Here is a 21,853-nt window from a genome sequence, read left to right as displayed (position 1 = left end):
TCCGCGTCCGCCGCCGACTCCTCCCCCGGAGCCTCCTCCACGATCACATGCGCGTTCGTCCCACTGAAACCGAACGACGACACCCCCGCACGACGCGGATGGGAGGTCTCGGGCCACGGCGTGGCTTCGGTGAGCAGCGAGACCGCGCCCTCCGCCCACTCCACATGGGGCGACGGCCGGTCGATGTGCAGGGACTTCGGCACGACGCCGTGACGCATCGCGAGCACCATCTTGATCACACCGGCGACTCCGGCGGCGGCCTGGGTGTGGCCGATGTTCGACTTGATCGAGCCCAGGAGCAGCGGCTGATCGGCGGGCCGGTCCTGACCGTAGGTCGCGATCAGGGCCTGTGCCTCGATGGGGTCGCCGAGGCCGGTGCCGGTGCCGTGGGCCTCCACGACGTCGACCTGGTCCGCGGAGAGCCGGGCGGCGGCCAGGGCCTGCCGGATGACGCGCTGCTGGGAGGGGCCGTTGGGGGCGGTGAGTCCGTTGGACGCGCCGTCCTGGTTGATCGCCGAGCCACGGATCACGGCGAGCACCGGACGGCCGTTCCTCCGCGCGTCGGAGAGCCGCTCCAGCACCAGGACGCCCACGCCCTCGGCGGGGCCGAAACCGTCGGCGGCGGCGGAGAACGCCTTGCAGCGGCCGTCCGCGGACAGCCCGCGCTGCTTGCTGAACTCGACGAAGAGACCGGGCGTGGACATCACATGGACCCCGCCCGCGAGCGCGAGGGAGCACTCGCCGTTGCGCAGCGCCTGAGCGGCGAGGTGCAGGGCGACCAGCGAGGCCGAGCAGGCGGTGTCGACGGTGACCGCCGGACCTTCGAGACCGAAGCTGTAGGAGAGCCGGCCGGACACGACGCTGGCAGCGTTGCCCGTGCCCAGGTGCCCCGCGTAGTCCTCGGCGGCCTCCAGGAGCGGGGTGAGGTAGTCCGAGCCGTTGATGCCGACGAACACGCCGGCCTGGCTGCCGCGCACGGACGACGGATCGATGCCCGCCCGCTCGAACGCCTCCCACGACGTCTCCAGCAGCAGCCGCTGCTGCGGATCCATCGCCATGGCCTCACGCGGCGAGATCCCGAAGAACGCGGCGTCGAACGAGGACGCGTCGCGGAGGAAGCCGCCTTCGCGGGTGACCGAGGTGCCCGGCTCGTCGGGGTCGTCCGAGAAGAGGCGGTCGAGATCCCAGCCGCGGTCGGCCGGGAATTCGGTGAGCGCGTCCCCGCCGGACCGAAGCAGTTCCCACAGTTCCTCCGGGGAATTCACGCCGCCCGGGAAACGGCAGCCGATCGCCGTGACGGCGATGGGCTCATGGGCCTGGCTCTCGATTTCCCGCAGCCGTCCGTGTGCCTCGTTCAGATCCGTCGTGACCCTCTTGAGGTACTCGCGGAGCTTTGCTTCGTTCGCCACTGGCGCTTCACCTATTCGCATGGTCGAGATCGTGGAGGTATTCGCACGCGCTCGAAAGGTCTTGGGTGTCTCGGGTTTCTCGGGTCTCTCATTCCAAGACCTGCGGCGTCAGATCTTGGTTTCAGCGTCTCGGGGTCCGGACGCCGGACGCACCGCCGGGGCGGCGGCGATGCGTCCGGCGGCGGATCACCCCTGGCCGAACTTCTGGTCGATCAGGGCGAACAGCTCGTCGTCGCTCGCGTCCTCGATCTCCTGGGCCGCGTCGTCGCCCTCCGCCGCACGAGCCTCGTTCCACTGGCTCAGCAGCGCCTGGAGACGCACCGCCACCCGGGCGTGCGTGGCCTCGTCGACGGCGGCCGCGGACAGTTCGCCGGGCGCCGGCGAGGAGAGGGCGCTCTCCAGCCGGTCGAGTTCCTCCATGACGGAGAGCCTGCGCCCGGCCTGGTCGGGCGCGACCTCGCTCAGCAGGTGCTCGGCGAGCGCGCCCGGGTTCGGGTGATCGTAGACCAGGGTGGCCGGCAGCCGCAGCCCGCTGGCGGCGACGAGCCGGTTGCGCAGCTCGACCGCGGTGAGCGAGTCGAAGCCCAGCTCCTTGAACGGCTGTCCGCCGCCGACGGCCTCCGCCGACTTGTACCCGAGCACGGCGGCCACCTGACCGCGTACCAGGTCCAGCACCGTCCGCTCCCGTTCGGCGGACGACAGCTCGGCGAGCCGCTCGACGAGCGTCCGCTCCGGGACGGCCGCCCGATCCGTACGGTCGGCCCGGTCGGCGGGTCGCACGGACCTGCGTGCGGGAGTCCGGACCAGCCCCCGGAACATCGGCGGTACGCCGCCGTCCGCGGCGCGCGCCCGCAGGGTCGCCGGATGGATCCCGACCGGTACGAGGACGGCCTCGCCTGCCGCGAGCGCGGCGTCGAAGAGCGCCAGTCCCTCCGCCGCCGTGAGCGGCGCGACACCGCCTCGCGCGGCGCGGGCCCGCTCCGCCGGGGTCAGCCGGCCCGCCATGCCCCGCTCTTCGGCCCACATGCCCCAGACCAGGGAGAGCGCGGTGAGGCCGCGGGCCCTGCGGTGCTGGGCGAGCGCGTCAAGGAAGACATTGGCCGCCGCGTAGTTGGCCTGGCCCGCGCCGCCCAGCGTGCCGGACGCCGCGGAGAAGAGGATGAACGCCGACAGATCGAGGTCTCGCGTCAGCTCGTGCAGATGCAGCGCCGCCTCGGCCTTCGGCCGGAGCACCCGGTCCATCCGCTCCGGAGTGAGCAGATCGACCACTCCGTCGTCCAGCACGGCCGCCGTGTGCACGACGGCCGTCAGCGGGCGGTCGCCGGGTATCGCGGCCAGCAGCGCGGCCAGCGCCTCCCGGTCGGCCGCGTCACACGCCGCCCACGTCACCTCCGCACCCAGCGCGGTCAACTCGGACGCCAGCTCCGCAGCACCCCCGGCCGCCCCACCCCGCCGACTCGTGAGCAACAACCGCCGCACACCGTGCTCCACCACCAGATGCCGGGCGAACAGCCCGGCCAGTCCGCCGCTCGCCCCGGTGATCAGCACCGTGCCCGCCGGGTCGATGGGCCGGGCCGGGGTCGTCGCCGGTCCGCCCGCCGGGTCGATGGGCCGGGTCGAGGTCGTCACCAGTCCGCCCGCCGCCCCGGCCAGCCGGGGCGCGTACACCGCGCCGCCGCGCAGGGCCGACTCGGGCTCCCCGGAGACCAGAGCGCCCGGGAGCGCCCGGCAGGAGCCGGTGACGGAGTCCGCGCGATCCAGGTCCACGAGGACGAAACGGTCCGGGTTCTCGGTCCGCGCCGCGCGCAGCAGCCCCCACAGCGGCGCGTACGCCATGTCGGCGGCATCGGCCCCGGCCTCCCGGCCGGTGGCCACCGCGCCCCTGGTGACGACGGCCAGCCGCGCCCCCGCGAACCGGGCGCTCTCCAACCAGGTCTGTACGGTCTCCAGCGCCCGGTGGGCGTTCGCGCGCACCTCCTGTACGAGGTGCGCGGCCTCCGCCGCCGTGTCCGCGGTCGGCGGATCGCCCTCCGGCCCGAAGAAGGGCACGAGGACGGTCTCCGGGACCGGTCGCCCGGCGGCGACGGCCGCGTCGAGCGCCGCGAGGTCCTCGTACCGGTCGACGTCGAGCCCCGCGCCGGTCAGCCCGGCTGCCAGCTCGCCGTCGCCCGCGTCGCCGACGACGGCGAGCGAGACGGAGTCCGGGCGGCCCGGGGTCCGGACCAGGGCCCAGTCGAGCCGGAACAGCGAATCGGCCGCGCCGGTCCCGGCCGGGGCCGCGCCGAACCGCCCGGCGTCGACCTCCTCCGTCACCAGCGCCTCCACCGAGCCGACCGGTACGCCCTTCTCGTCGGTCAGCTCGACGGCGACGGCGTCCTGTCCGCGAGGGGTGAGGCGCAGCCGCAGGACGTCCGCCCCGACGGCGTGGAGCCGCACTCCTCGCCAGACGAGCGGCACCCGGGCCGTGCCCGCGCCATCGGCGGCGCCGACGGACAGCGCCTGCGAGGCGGCGTCGAGCAGCGCCGGGTGGAGCGAGAACCGTCCGGCCGAGGTGTGCTGCTCGTCGGCGAGCCGCGCCTCGGCGAAGAGTTCCCCGCCCCTGGCCCACACCTGGGTCAGGGTCTGGAACGCGGGCCCGTGGTGGAGCCCGGCGGCCGCCAGACGGTCGCGCAGCGCGTCGCCGGAGACGGCTTCGGCCCCGGTCGGCGGCCACGGCTCGGGCTCCGGCTCACCGGCGGCGCGGGTCTCGGCCGGGCCGCCGTTGGCGTAGGCGTTGGCAGTGGCGTTCACGTTGGCGTTGGCGTTGGCGTCGTTGTCGGCGGCGGCGGCGGAGAGGCGGCCGATGGCGTTCCGCACCCATGCGCCGTCCGTGGGCCCGGTCTCGCCCGCCGGCTCGACACGGCTGTGGGCCTGCACCGGACGACGCCCGTCCGCGTCCGCCGCGCCCACCGTGAGGCGCAGCTGCACGGCTCCCCGCTCGGGGAGTACGAGCGGCGCTTCGAGGGTCAACTCCTCCACCACGTCGCAGCCCACCTCGTCCCCGGCCCGTACCGCCAGTTCGACGAAGGCCGCTCCGGGCACGACGGCCGAGTCGGACAGCACATGATCGGCGAGCCAGGGGTGGGTCAGCGACGCCAGCCGCCCGGTGAAGACGAACCCTCCCGAGTCCGGCAGCTCGACCGCCGCACCCAGCAGCGGATGCCCGGCCTTCCCGATGCCGACCGACGCGACATCGTCGAACTCGGCGAAGGAGTCCACCCAGTAGCGCTCCCGCTGGAAGGCGTACGTCGGCAGATCCACGCGCCGTGCCCCGGTGCCGGCGTAGAACGCCTCCCAGTCGACGGCGGTGCCACGGGTGTGCAGGTTCGCGAGCGCGGTGACGGCCGTCTCGGCCTCGGGGCGGCCTGCGCGGAGTACGGGGACGAAGGCCGCGGGCTCGGTGACACAGTCCTGGGCGAGGGCGGAGAGGATCCCGTCCGGACCGAGTTCGACGTACGAGGTGACCCCGGCGGTCTCCAGGGCGCGGACGCCGTCCAGGAAGCGGACGGCTTCGCGGACATGGCGGACCCAGAAGCCGGCGTTCGACATCTCGTCGGCGACCAGGGATCCGGTCAGGTTGGAGACCACCGGGATGGTCGGAGCCTGGTACGTGAGACCCTCCACGACCTGCCGGAACGCCTCCAGCATCCCGTCCATGTGGGGCGAGTGGAAGGCGTGGCTCACCGTCAGCCGCTTGGTCTTACGGTCGGCGAAGTGCGCGATCACCGCGAGGGCCGCGTCCTCGTCGCCCGCGATGACGACCGACTGGGGGCCGTTGATCGCGGCGATGCTCACCCGGTCGGTGAGGTGAGGCAGCACCTCGTCCTCAGAAGCCTGTACGGCGATCATCACCCCGCCGGTCGGCAGCGCCTGCATCAGACGGCCGCGCGCGGCGACCAGCGTGCAGGCGTCAGCCAGGGAGAACACCCCGGCGACATGCGCGGCCGCGATCTCACCGATCGAATGACCGGAGAGGAAGTCGGGCCGTACACCCCACGCTTCGAACAGCCGGAACAGCGCGACCTCGATGGCGAAGAGGGCGGGCTGGGTGTAGGCGGTCTGGTCGAGAGCACCGCTCTCCGAGGAGAACAGCGCTTCCTTCAGCGGCGCTTCGAGGTGCGCGTCCATGTGCGCGCAGACCGCGTCGAGCGCGTCCGCGAACACGGGATAGGTCGCGTACAGCTCGGCGCCCATACCGGGCCGCTGGCTGCCCTGCCCGGTGAAGAGGAAGACGAGCTGATGGTCGTCCGTGCTCGACACGCCTCGTACCGCCTGCGAAGCGGAGTGGTCGCCCGCCGCGAGGGAGGCGAGTTCCCGGAGGAAGTCCGCCCGGTCGCTCGCGACGATCACCGCGCGGTGGTCGAGCGCCGCCCGGCCGGTCGCGAGGGACAGCCCGACATCAGCCGGGTGGATCTCGCTCTCGGCCGCGAGTCGGCCGCGCAGCTTCTCCGCCTGATCGCGCAGGGCCGCCTCGGTCCTGCCCGAGAGAACCCACGCGGTCGTCGCGGGGCCGTCCTCCGGCCGGTCGTAGCCGGACCCGTCCGGCTGAGGAGCGGGCGGCGCCTGCTCAAGGATGGTGTGGGCGTTCGTCCCGCTCACACCGAAGGACGAGACGCCGGCCCGGCGCGGACGCCCGGTCTCCGGCCACTCCCGCAGCTCCGTCAGCAGCGCGATATCGCCCGCCGACCAGTCCACATGCGGAGTCGGCTCGTCCACGTGCAGGGTCTGCGGAAGCACCCCGTGCTGCATGGACAGCACCATCTTGATGACGCCCGCGACACCGGCGGCCGCCTGGGTGTGCCCGATGTTCGACTTGATCGAACCCAGCAGCAGCGGCTGATCCTCCGGCCGGTCCTGACCGTACGTGGCGAGGAGCGCCTGTGCCTCGATCGGGTCCCCGAGCCTCGTGCCCGTACCGTGCGCCTCCACCGCGTCCACATCGGTCGCCGCGAGCCCGGCGCCCGCCAGCGCCTGACGGATCACCCGCTGCTGCGACGGACCGTTCGGAGCCGTCAGACCATTGGACGCACCGTCCTGGTTGACCGCCGAACCACGGACGATCGCCAGGACCGGGTGCCCCTTGGCCCGCGCGTCGGAGAGCCGCTCCACGAGCAGCATGCCGACGCCCTCACCCCAGCCCGTACCGTCCGCACCTGCGGCAAACGCCTTGATCCGGCCGTTCTCCGCGAGACCGCGCTGACGGCTGAACTCCACGAACGCGCCCGGTGTGGACATCACGGTCACGCCACCGGCCAGCGCCAGCGAGCATTCGCCGTTGCGCAGCGCCTGGACCGCCAGATGGAGGGCGACCAGCGAGGCCGAGCAGGCGGTGTCGACGGTGACCGCCGGACCTTCGAGACCGAAGGTGTAGGAGAGCCGGCCGGAGACCACGCTCGCCGAGTTTCCGGTGCTCATGAAGCCGTCGCCGCCGTCGGCGGAGTTCAGTACGAGGGAGAGGTAGTCCTGTCCGTTGGTGCCGACGAACACGCCGGCCTGGCTGCCGCGCAGCGTCGCCGGGTCGATCCCGGCCCGCTCGAACGCCTCCCACGAGGTTTCGAGGAGCAACCGCTGCTGCGGATCCATGGCCAGCGCCTCACGCGGCGAGATCCCGAAGAACCCGGCGTCGAAGTCGGCCACGTCGTAGAGGAACCCGCCCTCGCGGGCGTACGGGACCTCCTGCTCGGCCTGCGGTCCGAACAGCGACTCGGCGTCCCAGCCACGGTCGGCGGGGAACTCGCCGATGGCGTCCCCGCCCGTCGCCAGCAGCTGCCAGAGATCCTCGGGAGTCCGTACACCGCCGGGGAAACGGCAGCTCATCGCCACGATCGCGATCGGATCGCCGTCCGTGACGGTCGTCGTGGCGAGAGGCCCCGCCGTCTCCGTCCCCGTACCGAGAAGTTCGCTCCGGAGGTACTCGGCGAGCGCGCCCGAGGTCGGGTAGTCGTAGATCAGTGTGGCGGGCAGCCGCAGTTCGGTGGCCGCGCCGAGCCGGTTGCGCAGCTCGACCGCCGTGAGCGAGTCGAAGCCCAGCTCCTTGAAGGCACGCCCCGCGCCGACGGTCTCCAGCCCGGTGTGGCCGAGTACCGCCGCCACTTCCCCGCGTACGAGATCGACCAGGAATCGGTCCCGCTCCGAGGCGGAGAGTTCCGTCAGCCGCCGGGTCAGCGAGTGACCGGCGTCGGCGTCGCGCGCGTCGGGGAGCGGCGCGAGCGCGTGCCGCGCCTCGGGCAGCTCGTTCAGAAGACCGCTGGACCGCACAGCCGTGAAGGCGGGTACGAACCGCTCCCAGTCGACGTCCGCGATCGCGACGACGGTGTCGTTCGACCCCACCGCCCGCCGCAGGGCGTTGACGGCCGCGTCGCCGTTCATCGGCGGTACGCCGCCCCGGCGCATCCGGGCGTCGAGCGCCTCATCGGCGGCCATCCCGCCCTCGGCCCAGGGGCCCCAGGCGATCGACGTCGCCGCCAGACCGTCAGCGTGCCGCTGCTCGGCCAGAGCATCGAGATAGGCGTTCGCGGCAGCGTAGTTGGCCTGACCGGCGGTTCCCCATGTGCCGGTGACGGAGGAGAAGAGAACGAAGGCGGAGAGTTCGATGCCGAGTTCGACCGTCAGCTCGTGCAGGTTGCGGGCGGAGGTCGCCTTCGCCCGCAGCACGCTCTCGAACCGGTCCGGGGTGAGCGCGTCGAGTACGCCGTCGTCCAGCACACCCGCCGTGTGCACCACACCGGTCAGCGAGCCTGACAGTCCTTCCAGCAGAACCCGCAGAGCATCCCGGTCGGCCGAGTCACACGCCACCGCCTCCGCCTCGACACCCAGGGCCTCCAGCTCCGCCACCAGCTCAGCAGCACCCGGAGCCTCCAGGCCACGACGACTCGTCAACACCACACGCCCGGCACCCGCACCCGCCAGCCACCGAGCCACCCGACCGCCCAGAGCACCCGTACCACCCGTGACCAGAACTGTCCCCGACGGAACCCAGGAGCCTTCACCGCGCGGGGCACGGACCAGACGCCGCCCGAACACACCCGACGAACGCACCGCGACCTGATCCTCAGCACCACCGCCCGCGAGCACGCCGACCACACGAGCGACCGCACGCGCGTCCAGCACGGCCGGCAGATCCACCAGACCGCCCCACCGCTCCGGAACCTCCAAAGCCGCCACCCGGCCCAGACCCCACACCCCAGCCTGAGACAGGCTCTCCAACCGATCCGAACGCCCCACCGACACCGCACCACGCGTCAGACACCACACCGGAGCACCCACCCCGGCATCACCCAACGCCTGCACCAGACCGGCCGTCGACCACACCCCATCGCCCTCAAGCGCCAGGAACGACACCACACCCGCGACCGGACCCTCAACCCCGGCGAGGAGTCCAGCCAGCACGGAACGATCCGCACCCCCCGGAACCACCACACGCCGAACCTCAGCCCCACACTCACCCAACAGCGCGGACTCATCCACACCCGCCGGAACCACCGCCACCCACACACCCGACAACCGCGCCCCGGAAACCTCACCCACCGGCTTCCACGCCACCCGGTAACGCCAGCCGTCCACCTCCGACTGCGCACGCTGATCCCGGTGCCATGCCGACAGCGCCGGGACCAGCTCGCCGAGAGACTCCTCACCCACGCCCAGCTCGGTCACCAGCGAAGCCAGATCCTGCCGCTCCACCGCGTCCCAGAACCGGGCGTCCACCGCGTCCACGACCCCGCCGGCCTGCGGCGCAACGCTCTTCGCCGCCGTCTCCGGCCAGTACCGCTCCCGCTGGAAGGCATATGTCGGCAGATCGACGCTCTGAGCACCGGCGCCCGCGAAATAGGCCTCCCAGTCGACCGCGACACCCTGCACATGAGCCCGTGCGACGGCCATGGCGACGCTCTCGGTCTCCGGGCGACCTGCACGGAGTACGGGGATGAAGGCCCCGCTTTCCGCGCACTCCTGCCCGAGCGCGGACAGCACCCCCTCCGGGCCGAGTTCGATGTACGAGGTGACGCCTGCGGCTTCCAGCGCGCGGATGCCGTCCAGGAAGCGAACTGCCTCACGGACGTGCCGGACCCAGAAGCCGGCGTTCGACATCTCGTCCGCGACCAGCGCACCCGTCAGATTCGACACCACAGAAATCGAGGGGACCCGGTACGTGAGCCCCTCCACGACCTGCCGGAACGCGTCCAGCATCCCGTCCATGTGGGGCGAGTGGAACGCGTGGCTCACGGTCAGGCGCTTGGTCTTGCGGTCGGCGAAGTGGGCGATGACCGCGAGGGCCGCGTCCTCGTCACCGGCGATGACGACGGACCGGGGGCCGTTGATCGCGGCGATGCTCACCCGGTCGGTCAGCAGCGGAAGGACCTCGTCCTCCGACGCCTGGACAGCGATCATCACGCCACCGGTCGGCAGCGCCTGCATCAGACGGCCACGCGCGGCGACCAGCGTGCAGGCATCGGCCAGTGAGAACACCCCGGCCACATGCGCGGCCGCGATCTCACCGAGAGAGTGCCCGGAGAGGAAGTCGGGACGGACACCCCAGGCTTCGAGGAGCCGGAACAGCGCCACCTCAATCGCGAACAGCGCCGGCTGGGTGTAGGCGGTCTCATCGAGAGCACCGCTCTCGGACGAGAACAGCGCCTCCTTCAACGGCACATCCAGAAGCCCGTCAAGGTGAGCGCACACCTCATCGAGCGCGTCCGCGAACACCGGATACGCCTCATACAGCTCGGCGCCCATCCCCAGCCGCTGACTCCCCTGCCCCGTGAACAGGAACGCCAGCTTCCCGCCGGACGGCGAACCCGCCACCACACCAGCCGCCGAACCACCCTCGGCCAGCACCTCAAGCCCCGCGAGCAGACCCTCCCGATCAGCGGCCACCACAGCCGCACGGCGCTCGAACGCCGAGCGGCCGGTGGTCAGTGTGCGGCCGATGTCGGACAGATGGAGTTCCGGATCGGCGAGAAGCCTGGCGCGCAGATTGTCGGCCTGCTCGCGGAGGGCGGTGTCGCTCCGCCCCGAGAGCACCAGCGGCAGGGAGCCGGACGGCCGGTCGGGCCGGACCTCGTCCCGGTCGGTCGCGGGGGCCTGCTCGATGATCGTGTGCGCGTTGGTGCCGCTGAAGCCGAAGGACGAGACGCCGGCCCGGCGCGGGCGGCCGGTCTCCGGCCACTCCACCGCCTCCGTCAGCAGCGAGACCTCTCCGGCCTCCCAGTCGACCTGCGGCGACGGCTCATCGATGTGGAGGCTCTGCGGCAGCACCCCGTGCTGCATCGCCAGCACCATCTTGATCACACCGGCGACACCGGCGGCGGCCTGCGTGTGGCCGATGTTGGACTTGATGGACCCCAGCAGCAGCGGACGGTCCTCGGACCGGTCCTGACCGTAGGTCGCGAGCAGCGCCTGCGCCTCGATCGGGTCCCCGAGCCTCGTCCCCGTACCGTGCGCCTCCACCGCGTCGACGTCAGCCGCCGACAGACCGGCGCCCGCCAGCGCCTGACGGATCACCCGCTGCTGCGACGGACCGTTCGGAGCCGTCAGACCATTGGACGCACCGTCCTGGTTGACCGCCGAGCCACGCACGACAGCGAGCACCGGGTGGCCGTTGCGGCGCGCGTCGGAGAGCCGCTCCACGAGCAGCATGCCGACGCCCTCGCCCCAGCCCGTACCGTCCGCGCCTGCGGCGAACGCCTTGACCCGGCCGTCGGCCGCGAGACCGCGCTGACGGCTGAACTCGATGAAGGTGCCGGGGGTGGACATCACCGTGACACCGCCGGCCAGCGCCAGCGAGCATTCGCCGTTGCGCAGCGCCTGAATCGCCCAGTGGAGGGCGACCAGCGACGACGAGCAGGCGGTGTCGACGGTGACCGCCGGGCCTTCGAGACCGAAGGTGTAGGAGAGCCGGCCGGAGACCACGCTCGCCGCGTTGCCCGTGCCCAAATGGCCCTCAAGTCCCTCGGGCTCCTCCAGGAGAACGGACAGATAGTCCTGTCCGTTGGTGCCGACGAACACGCCGGCCTGGCTGCCGCGCAGCGTCGCCGGGTCGATTCCGGCCCGCTCGAACGCCTCCCAGGAGGTTTCGAGGAGCAGCCGCTGCTGCGGGTCCATCGCGAGCGCCTCGCGCGGCGAGATCCCGAAGAAGTCGGCGTCGAAGTCGGCCGCGTCGTAGAGGAAGCCGCCCTCGCGCGCGTACGACGTGCCTTGGGCCCCGGGGTCCGCGTCGTACAGCGATTCCACGTCCCAGCCACGGTCCAGCGGAAGGTCCGCGATGGCGTCCCCGCCGGTGGCGAGCAGCTGCCAGAGATCTTCCGGGGTGCGTACGCCGCCGGGGAAGCGGCAGCTCATGGCGACGATCGCGATCGGGTCGTCGTCGGTGGCGACGGCGGCCGGAAGCAGAGTCCCGGCGACGCGCACACTGCCCACGAGTTCTTCGCGCAGGTACGCGGCGAGCGCGGCCGAGGTCGGGTAGTCGTAGATCAGCGTGGCGGGCAGCCGCAGCTCGGTGACGGCGCCGAGCCGGTTGCGCAGCTCGACCGCCGTGAGCGAGTCGAAGCCGATCTCGCGGAACGCCCGTCCCGCCTCGATGGCCTCCGCCCCGGAGTGCCCCAGCACCTCGGCCACCTGGGCTCTGACCAGGTCCAGGATCAACGCGTCCCGGTCCGCCTCGGCCGTTTCGCGCAGCCGCGCCACGAGCGAGGACCCGGTTCGGGCCGTGCCGTCGCCGGCGTTCTCCGCTTCGGTCGTGGCGGCTGCGGCTTCGGGGAGTTCCGTGAGGAGACTGGAGGGCCGTACGCGCGTGAACGCGGGCGCGAACCGCGCCCAGTCGAAGTCCGCGACGGTCAGCACCGCATCGGACGAACCGACCGACCGCTCAAGAGCCGCGATCGCCAGACCCGCGTCCATGGGCGGAACGCCACCCTGACGCATCCGGGCGTCGAGCGCGTCGTCTGCAGCCATCCCGCCCTCGGCCCACGGGCCCCAAGCGATCGACGTCGCCGCCAGACCATCAGCGTGCCGCTGCTCGGCCAGAGCATCGAGATAGGCGTTCGCGGCCGCGTAATTGCCCTGACCGGCGGCGCCGATCGTCCCGCTCATCGAGGAGAAGAGAACGAACGCGGACAGTTCGATGCCCAGCTCGACCGTCAGCTCGTGGAGGTTACGGGCGGAGGTCGCCTTCGCCCGCAGCACGCTCTCGAACCGGTCCGGGGTGAGCGCGTCGAGTACGCCGTCGTCCAGCACACCCGCCGTGTGCACGACACCGGTCAGCGAACCTGACAGCCCTTCCAGCAGAACCCGCACAGCATCCCGGTCGGCCGTGTCACAGGCCACCGCCTCCGCCTCAACACCCAGGGCCTCCAGCTCCGCCACCAGCTCAGCAGCACCCGGAGCCTCCGGGCCACGACGACTCGTCAGCACCACACGCCCGGCACCCGCACCCGCCAGCCAGCGAGCCACCCGACCGCCCAGAGCACCCGTACCACCCGTGACCAGAACTGTCCCCGACGGAACCCAGGAGCCTTCACCGCGCGGGGCACGGACCAGACGCCGCCCGAACACACCCGACGAACGCACCGCGACCTGATCCTCAGCACCACCGCCCGCGAGCACGCCGACCACACGCGCCACAGCACGCGCGTCCAGCACCGCCGGCAGATCCACCAGACCGCCCCACCGCTCCGGAACCTCCAGAGCCGCCACCCGACCCAGACCCCACACCCCAGCCTGAGACGGCGACTCCAACCGGTCCGAACGACCGACAGAGACAGCCCCACGCGTCAGACACCACACCGGAGCACCCACCCCGGCATCACCCAACGCCTGCACCACAGCAGCCGTCGACCACACCCCATCGCCCTCAAGCGCCAGGAACGACACCACACCGGTCACAGACCCTTCGACCGACGCCAGCAGGTCCGTCAACGAGGAACGATCCGCACCCGCCGGCACCACCACACGCCGAACCTCAGCCCCACACTCACCCAACAGCGCGGACTCATCCACACCCGCCGGAACCACCGCCACCCACACACCCGACAACCGCGCCCCGGAAACCTCACCCACCGGCTTCCACGACACCCTGTAACGCCAGCCGTCCACCTCCGACTGCGCACGCTGATCCCGGTGCCATGCCGACAGCGCCGGGACCAGCTCGCCGAGAGACTCCTCACCCACGCCCAGCTCGGTCACCAGCGAAGCCAGATCCTGCCGCTCCACCGCGTCCCAGAACCGGGCGTCCACGCCATGGTCCGATCCGGCGGCGGTCGGTGCGACGGCGGACAGGATCGTGCGCGGCCAGTACCGCTGCCGCTGGAAGGCGTACGTCGGCAGCTCCACCCGGCGAGCACCGCTTCCGGCGAAGAACGCGGACCAGTCCACGTCCACACCGCGTACGTGCATCCGCGCGAGAGCGGTGACCGCCGTCTCGGCCTCCGGGCGACCGGCACGGAGCGCGGGAGTGAAGTCCCCGGCCGCGACGCACTCCTGTCCGAGGGCGGACAGCACCCCCTCCGGGCCCAGCTCGACATATGTCACGACCCCGGCGGCCTCCAGCGCGCGCATGCCGTCCAGGAAACGCACGCCCTCGCGGACGTGCCGTACCCAGAAGTCGGCGGACGACATCTCGTCCGCGACCAGCGCACCCGTCAGATTCGACACCACCGGGATGGCCGGGCTCGCGTACGACAGCCCCTCGGCCACCTCGCGGAACGCCTCCAGCATCCCGTCCATGTGCGGCGAGTGGAACGCATGGCTCACCGTCAGACGCTTGGTCTTACGGTCCGCGAAGTGCTCGACGACCGCCAGGACGGCATCCTCGTCACCCGCGACCACGACCGACTGCGGGCCGTTGACCGCTGCGATGCTCACCCGGTCAGTGAGGTGAGGCAGCACCTCGTCCTCCGACGCCTGGACAGCGATCATCACCCCGCCGGTCGGCAGGGCCTGCATCAGACGGCCACGAGCAGCCACCAGCGTGCACGCATCGGCCAGCGAGAACACCCCGGCCACATGCGCGGCCGCGATCTCACCGATCGAATGACCCGACACGAAGTCCGGCCGCACACCCCACGCCTCGAACAACCGGAACAGCGCCACCTCGACCGCGAACAGCGCCGGCTGCGCATACGACGTCTCATCGAGAGCACCACTCTCCGAAGAGAACAGCGCTTCCTTCAACGGCAGATCGAAGCCCGCACACACCTCGTCCAGCGCGGCCGCGAACACCGGATACGCCTCATACAGCTCAGCCCCCATCCCCGGCCGCTGACTCCCCTGCCCCGTGAACAGGAACGCGAGACCACCGCTGGTCACCGTGCCCTCCACCAGGCCCGGTGTCCGCTCCCCCGCCGCGAGGGCGGCCAGCCCGGACGTCAGGGCGGGGCCGTCGGAGCCGATGAGAACGGCCCGGTGCTCCAGCGCGGCGCGGCTCGTCGCCAGGGAGTAGCCGAGGTCGCGTGCCGTGCCCGGCGTATCGGAGTCGGACAGCGGGTCCGTCGCGCGGAGCCGTTCCGCCTGGGCCCGCAGAGCCGGCCGGGTGCGGCCCGAGACGAGCCACGGAAGGACGGGCAGGGCGGGGTGCGCGGACCGCTCCTCGGCGGTCGCCGGGGTCTCGGGGCTCGCGGACCGGCCCTCGGCGGCCGCCGGGATCTCGGCGGTCGCCGCCGAGGTCTCGGGACCCGGCGGAGCCTGTTCGATGATGGCGTGGGCGTTGGTGCCGCTGTAGCCGAACGAGGAGACGCCGGCCCGGCGCGGACGGCCGGTCGCCGGCCACTCCACCGCCTCCGTCAACAGCGCGATGTCACCCGCCGTCCAGTCCACGAAGGGGGTGGGCTCGTCGATGTGGAGGGTCTGCGGAAGCGTTCCATTCCGTATCGCCATGACCATCTTGATGACGCCGGCCGCACCGGCGACGGCCTGGGTGTGGCCGATGTTGGACTTGACGGAGCCCAGCCACAGCGGCCGGTTCTCGGGCCGCCCCTGTCCGTAGGTGGCGAGGAGGGCCTGCGCCTCGATCGGATCGCCGAGGGTGGTGCCGGTGCCGTGGGCCTCGACGGCGTCGATGTCGGGGGCGGTGAGACCGGCGTCGGCGAGCGCCTCGCGGATGACGCGCTGCTGGGAGGGGCCGTTGGGGGCGGTGAGTCCGTTGGACGCGCCGTCCTGGTTGACGGCGGTGCCGCGGACGATCGCCAGCACCGGGTGTCCGTTGCGGCGCGCGTCGGAAAGCCGCTCGACCAGGAGCATGCCGACGCCCTCGGACCAGCTCGTGCCGTCGGCGCCGGCGGCGAAGGCCTTGATACGGGCGTTGGCCGCGAGGCCCCGCTGACGGCTGAACTCGGTGAACGCGCCCGGTGTCGACATGATCGTCACCGCGCCCGCGAGGGCCATCGAGCACTCGCCGCGCCGCAGCGCCTGGGCGGCGAGGTGCAGGGTGACCAGCGAGGAGGAGCAGGCGGTGTCGATCGTGACCGCCGGTCCCTCCAGGCCGAAGGTGTAGGAGAGCCGGCCGGAGACCACGCTCGCCGCGTTGCCCGTGCCCAGATGGCCTTCGAGGCCGTCGGAGTCGTTCAGCCAGAGCTGGAGGTAGTCCTGCGCGTTGGAGCCGACGAACACACCGGTACGGCTGCCGCGCAGCGCGGTGGGGTCGATGCCGGCGCGCTCGAACGTCTCCCAGGTGGTCTCCAGGAGGATGCGCTGCTGCGGGTCCATGGCGAGCGCCTCGCGCGGCGAGATCCCGAAGAAGTCGGCGTCGAACTCGGCGGCTTCGTGGAGGAAGCCGCCCTCGCGGGCGTAGCTGGTGCCTTCGCGGTCGGGGTCGTCGCTGTAGAGGGTGTCGAGGTCCCAGCCCCGGTCGGCGGGGAAGCCGGTGATGCCGTCGCGGCCTTCGGCGAGCAGTCGCCACAGGTCTTCGGGGGATGTGATGCCGCCGGGGAAGCGGCAGCTCATCGCGATGATCGCGATCGGGTCGTCGTCCTGGTCCGCGGCGCGGCCGGCCGTGCCGAGGAGTGCGCCGGCCGGGTCGGCGGCGGAGACGTCGCCGATGATCTCGTCGCGGAGATGGGCGGCGAGGGCGGCGGCGGTCGGATAGTCGAAGACGAGGGTGGCGGGCAGCCGTCGTCCGGTGGCGTCGCCCAGCAGATTGCGCAGCTCGACGGCGGTGAGGGAGTCGAAGCCCAGCTCCTTGAAGGAGCGGCCCGGTTCGACGGCGGAGGGTCCGGAGTGGCCGAGCGCGGCGGCGACCTGGCGGCGGACCAGGTCGAGGAGCGCACGGTCCTGTTCGGCGGCGGAGAGCCCGGCGAGTCGCTGTCGCAGCCCGGACTCGTCGGCGGCGCCGGCCGTGCCGCGGGCGGTTCGGCGGGCGGGCGTCCGGACGAGGCCGCGCAGCAGGGGTGCCATGCCGCCGGCGGCGGCCTGCGCGCGCAGGGCGGTGAGGTCGGCGCGCATGAGGACCGGGGCCGCGTCGCCGACGCGGTGGGCGAGGTCGAAGAGTTCCAGGCCTTCGGCGGTGGTGAGCGGGGGCAGTCCGGCCCGTCGCATCCGGTCGATGTCGGCCTGGTCAAGTCCGCCGGCCATGCCCGCGCTGTCGGCCCAGAGGGCCCAGGCGGTGGACAGGCCGGGAAGCCCCTGGTCCCGCCGGTGCTGGGCCAGGGCGTCGAGGAAGACGTTGGCCGCCGCGTAGTTGCCCTGTCCGGGGCCGCCGAAGTGGCCGGCGATGGAGGAGAAGAGGACGAAGGCGGTGAGGTCGAGGCGCCGGGTCAGCTCGTGCAGGTTCCAGGCGGCGTCGACCTTGGGCCGGAGCACCGCGGAGAGCCGCTCGGGCGTGAGGGAGGAGATCACTCCGTCGTCGAGGACGCCGGCGGTGTGGACGACCGCTCCGAGCGGGTGCTCGGCGGGGACGGCGGCGAGTACGGCGGCGAGCGCGTCCCGGTCCGCCGCGTCGCAGGCGGCCCAGGTGACCGTCGCGCCCGCTTCGGCCAGTTCGGCGGTGAGCCGCCGCGCGGCCGGGGTCGCGTCGCCGCGCCGGCCCAGCAGGAGGAGGTGCCGTACGCCGTGTTCGGCGACGAGCCGGCGGGCGACGAGGCCGCCCAGCATGCCGCCCGCGCCGGTGATGAGGACGGTGGCGTCGGGGGCGTACGGAGTGTTCCCGGAGGCGGCTTCGGCATCGGCGGCCGTGGCGGCGATACGGGCGAGTCGGGGCACGTGCGGAGTGCCCGCGCGGAGGGCGAGCTGCGGCTCGTCGGCGGCGAGGGCCGCGGCGAAGGCGGTGGGCAGGGCCCGGGCGGAGGCGTCGAGTCCGTCGGTGTCGACGAGCAGCAGCCGGTCGGGGTGCTCGGACTGGGCCGAGCGGAGCAGTCCCCGGACGGCGGCGTGGACCGGGTCGGTGAGGGTGTCGCCGTCGACGGCGGCGACCGTGCCCCGGGTGAGGACGACGAGACGGGCGGCGGCGAACCGTTCGCCGCCGAAGGGCTCGTCGCCGAGCCAGGCGCGGGCGACGGCGAGCGCGTGGCGGGTGGCGGTGTGCACGGCCTGTGCGGAGAGGTCGGCCTGTGCGGAGAGGTCGGCGGCCGGTCCGTAGCCGATGAGCACGGCGTCGGGCGCATCGGCTCCGGCCTCGACGGCGGCGGCCAGCGCGGCGAGGTCCGGGTGCGCGGTGACGGTGCCGGGGAGGGCGTCCCGCAGGGTGCGGGTGGTGTCCTCCGCGCCCAGTACGGCCCAGCGGAGCGCGGGCTTCCCGTCGTCGGGGGCGGTCGTCAGGGGTGTCCACTCGGTCCGGAACACGGACTCGTGGCGGGCGGTGCGGGCGCTCCGGACCTGCTCGGCCGTGACGGTGCGCAGCACGAGCGAGTCGACGGTGGCGACGGGCGCGCCGGCCGTGTCGGTGATCTCCAGACGTATCCCGCTGGGGCCCGCCGGGGAGAGGCGCACCCGCAGCGCGTCGGCCCCGGAGGCGTGGAGGGTGACTCCGGTCCAGGCGAAGGGGAGGCGGCCCTCGCCCTCGACGCCGCCCAGGACGCCGAGGCCGAGGGCGTGCAGTGCGGCGTCCAGGAGGGCGGGGTGCAGGCCGAAGTCGCGTGCCGCGGCGGCGTTCTCCTCCGGCAGGGCGACCTCGGCGCAGACGCTCTGTCCGTGCCGCCACGCGGCGGTGAGGCCGCGGAAGACGGGGCCGTACGCCATGCCGACCTCGGCGAGGTCGGCGTACAGGCTCTCGGTGGGGATGGGTTCGGCGCCCTCCGGGGGCCATGGGGCCGGTGCGGAGTCCGGTCGTGCCGCGCCCGGGGCGAGTACGCCGCCGGCGTGCCGCGTCCAGGGGTCGTCGGCCGCGCTGTCCTGGGGGCGGGAGGAGAGGGTGAAGGTGCGGCGTCCGGAGCCGTCGGCGTCCGGCGTGCCCACATGGATCTGCACTCGCACCGCGCCGCGTTCGGGGAGCACGAGCGGCGCTTCGAGCGTCAGCTCCTCCACGGTGTCGCAGCCGACCTGGTCGCCCGCGCGGATCGCCAGCTCGACGAAGGCGGTGCCGGGCAGCAGGACAGTGTCCATGACCGTGTGGTCGGCGAGCCAGGGGTGGGTGTCGAGGCCGAGCCGCCCGGTGAAGAGGAAGCCGTCGGAGTCGGCGAGCGCCACCGTGGCTCCGAGCAGGGGGTGTCCCGCGGACTCCAGTCCGGCGGCGCCCAGATCGCCGGGTCCGGTGCCGGGCTCGATCCAGTAGCGCTGCCGCTGGAAGGCGTACGTCGGCAGATCCACGCGCCGTGCCCCGGTGCCGGCGTAGAACGCCTCCCAGTCGACGGCGGTGCCACGGGTGTGCAGGTTCGCGAGCGCGGTGACGGCCGTCTCGGCCTCCGGGCGGCCTGCGCGGAGTACGGGGACGAAGGCGGCGGGCTCGGTGACGCAGTCCTGGGCGAGGGCGGAGAGGATCCCGTCCGGGCCGAGTTCGACGTACGAGGTGACGCCCCGGCTCTCCAGCCAGCGTACGCCGTCCAGGAAGCGGACGGCTTCGCGGACATGGCAGACCCAGAAGTCGGCGTTCGACATCTCGTCGGTGACGAGCCCGCCGGTGAGGTTGGAGACCACCGGGATGGACGGGGCCTGGTACGTGAGTCCCTCGGCGATCTCGCGGAAGGCGTCGAGCATGCCGTCCATGTGGGGCGAGTGGAACGCGTGGCTCACGGTCAGGCGCTTGGTCTTGCGGTCGGCGAAGTGGGCGACGACCGCGAGGGCCGCGTCCTCGTCGCCCGCGATGACGACCGACCGGGGGCCGTTGATCGCGGCGATGCTCACCCGGTCGGTCAGCAGCAGAAGGATCTCGTCCTCAGTCGCCTGGACGGCGATCATCACCCCGCCGGTGGGCAGGGCCTGCATCAGACGGCCACGAGCGGCGACCAGCGTGCAGGCGTCCTGGAGAGAAAACACCCCGGCGACATGCGCGGCCGCGATCTCACCGATCGAATGACCGGAGAGGAAGTCGGGCCGAACGCCCCACGCTTCGAACAGACGGAACAGCGCGACCTCGATGGCGAAGAGGGCGGGCTGGGTATAGGCGGTCTCGTCGAGAGCACCGCTCTCCGAAGAGAACAGCGCTTCCTTCAACGGCAGATCAAAACCGGCGCACACCTCGTCCAGCGCAGCCGCGAACACCGGATACGCCTCGTACAGCTCAGCCCCCATCCCCAGCCGCTGACTCCCCTGCCCCGTAAACAGGAACGCCAGCTTCCCCGCGACGGGCGAGCCCGTGACCAGGCCGGGCGCGGAGTCGCCCTCGGCGAGCGCCGTGAGGCCGGTCAGCAGGCCCTCGCGGTCGGACGCCACGACGACGGCGCGGTCCTCGAAGGAGGCGCGCCCGGCCGCCAGGGTCTGGGCGATGTCGGCCGTACGGAGCCCGGGGTGCTCCTCGCAGTGGGCGCGCAGCCCGCTCGCCTGGGCGCGCAGGGCGTCCTGGCCCTTGGCGGAGAGAATCCACGGCACGACGGGCGGGGCGGTGGCGGGCTCGGGCGCGGCAGGCGCGTCGATCTCGTCCGGGGCCTGTTCGATGATGGTGTGGGCGTTGGTGCCGCTGACGCCGAACGCGGAGACGCCGACGCGGCGCGGGCGGCCCGTATCCGGCCACTCCACGGCCTCCGTGAGGAGTGAGATCTCGCCCGCCGACCAGTCGACGTGCGAGGTCGGCCGGTCGATGTGGAGGGTCCGCGGGAGCACCCCGTGGCGCATGGCCATGACCATCTTGATGATGCCCGCGACACCGGCGGCGTTCTGCGTGTGCCCGATGTTGGACTTGAGCGAGCCGAGGTGGAGCGGGCGGCCGGCCGGGCGGTCCTGGCCGTAGGTCGCCAGCAGCGCCTGGGCCTCGATGGGGTCGCCGAGGGTGGTGCCGGTGCCGTGCGCCTCGACGGCGTCGATGTCGGCCGGGGTCAGTCGGGCGCTCTCCAGCGCCTGGTGGATGACGCGCTGCTGGGCGGGCCCGTTGGGGGCGGTGAGGCCGTTGGACGCGCCGTCCTGGTTGACCGCCGAGCCGCGCACGACGGCGAGGATCCGGTGGCCGTTCCTGCGGGCGTCGGAGAGCCGTTCGACCAGCAGGACGCCGACGCCCTCGGACCAGCCGGTGCCGTCGGCGGCCTCGGCGAAGGACCGGCAGCGGCCGTCGGGCGACAGCCCGCGCTGGCGGCTGAACTCGACGAAGACGTCCGGGCCCGCGAGCACGGTGACGCCCGCCGCGAGCGCCAGTGAGCATTCGCCCTGGCGGAGTGCCTGGACGGCCATGTGGAGGGCGACCGACGAGGAGGAGCAGGCCGTGTCGATGGTGGCGGCCGGGCCCTCGAGTCCGAAGACGTAGGCGAGCCGGCCGGACACCACGCTGGAGGCGGTGCCGGTGAGGAGATGGCCCTCCACTCCGTCGGGCAGATCCTGGGAGCCCGCTCCGTAGGCGTTGGCGGACGCGCCGACGAAGACTCCGGCGCGGGTGCCGCGCAGCGACGCGGGGTCGATGCCGGCGCGCTCGAAGACCTCCCACGAGGTTTCGAGGAGCAGCCGCTGCTGCGGGTCCATGGCGAGCGCCTCGCGCGGCGAGATGCCGAAGAAGGAGGCGTCGAAGTCGGCCGCGTCGTGCAGGAATCCGCCGTCGCGGGCGTAGGTGGTGCCCTCGTGGTCGGGGTCGGGGTCGTAGAGCGACTCGATGTCCCAGCCCCGGTCGACGGGGAAGCCGGAGATGGCGTCGCCGCCGTTCGACACGAGGTTCCACAGCTCCTCGGGCGAGCGGACGCCGCCGGGGAAGCGGCAGCTCATGCCGACGATCGCGATCGGCTCACGCGCGGCGTCGGTCAGCTCCTGGTTCCGGCGGCGCAGCCGGTCGGCTTCCTTCAGGGAGGCCCGCAGCGCTACAACGACTTTTTCGTTGGGGGTTGTCATCACTTACTCCGCACTTCGGGCGC

The 21,853-nt window shown here is 72.8% G+C and carries 2 protein-coding genes; both read right to left on the bottom strand.

Features of this window, described 5'->3' with window-relative positions; all coding sequences use genetic code 11:
• The coding region (locus tag ACF089_RS35155) for a type I polyketide synthase (protein ID WP_392036074.1) at positions 1–1,409 on the bottom strand (1,409 nt) is incomplete at its 3' end.
• Positions 1,410–1,595: 186 nt separating this feature from the next.
• Positions 1,596–21,830, bottom strand: coding sequence for a type I polyketide synthase (locus ACF089_RS35150; protein ID WP_392036072.1), 20,235 nt, complete (start codon positions 21,828–21,830; stop codon positions 1,596–1,598).
• Between the last annotated feature and the right edge of the window lie 23 nt (positions 21,831–21,853).

The sequence above is a fragment of the Streptomyces sp. NPDC014894 genome (genome assembly GCF_043080985.1).
Lineage (GTDB): Bacteria > Actinomycetota > Actinomycetes > Streptomycetales > Streptomycetaceae > Streptomyces.
The sequence above is the reverse complement of the archived record's forward strand: the minus strand, read 5'-3'. Positions and strand labels throughout refer to the sequence as shown.

What these genes read in the sequence shown, in the direction of transcription:
- ACF089_RS35150 (WP_392036072.1), bottom strand. Translation starts at nt 21,830, where the DNA reads ATGACAACCCCCAACGAAAAAGTCGTTGTAGCGCTGCGGGCCTCCCTG.